Source organism: uncultured Maribacter sp. (assembly GCF_947495965.1).
Taxonomy (GTDB): Bacteria; Bacteroidota; Bacteroidia; order Flavobacteriales; family Flavobacteriaceae; genus Maribacter_B.
The window spans coordinates 1-589 of record NZ_CANMBB010000027.1 but is presented as its reverse complement, the minus strand read 5'-3'; the positions used below and the strand labels follow the sequence as shown (position 1 = coordinate 589).

The 589-nt window shown below is 36.3% G+C and carries 1 protein-coding gene; it reads left to right on the top strand.

Annotation, left to right across the window (positions count from 1 at the left end; all coding sequences use genetic code 11):
• The coding region (locus Q0820_RS16905; protein WP_298489474.1) for a hypothetical protein at positions 1-589 on the top strand (589 nt) is incomplete at both ends.

Sequence of the window (589 nt, the reverse complement as noted above, 5' to 3'; positions counted from 1 at the left end):
ACTTTAACAGCAACTCCTACTAATGTTACAGCTGAATTTAACTTAACGCAAGTGGGTAGCTATACTTTTAGAATTACGGACACAAACACTGGATGTTATGTGCTTACAGCTCCGTATGAAATTGCTCCATATGATTTAATAGAAGTAACAGCGGCACTTGTAAGTGATGCTACTTGTAGCGATAGTTCTAATGGAGAGATGAGTATTCAAATAAATAATTATACTGGTAATTACTCTTACCAAATATTTGATAATACTGCAACTGCCGTTGGCGGAATTGTTAACACTGATACTTCTGTTAATCCAAGAACTTTAAATGGTCTTGCTGCTGGAATTTACTATGTAGAAATAACCGCAACAGATTCTCCTTTCTGTGACGATACCTCTAATACTGTTACTATAGATGCACCAGAAGCTTTAGCTCTATCTTTAGTAAGCAATGTAAATGCTAATTGTATCGAAACAAATGCCATTGTAACCGTACAAGCTACTGGAGGAACTGCAGCATATAATTATGGTGCTTCTATTAGTGGTGCTGGTGACCCAGGTGTTTATCCTTTTGATAATACCATAGAATTAGACCCAACAA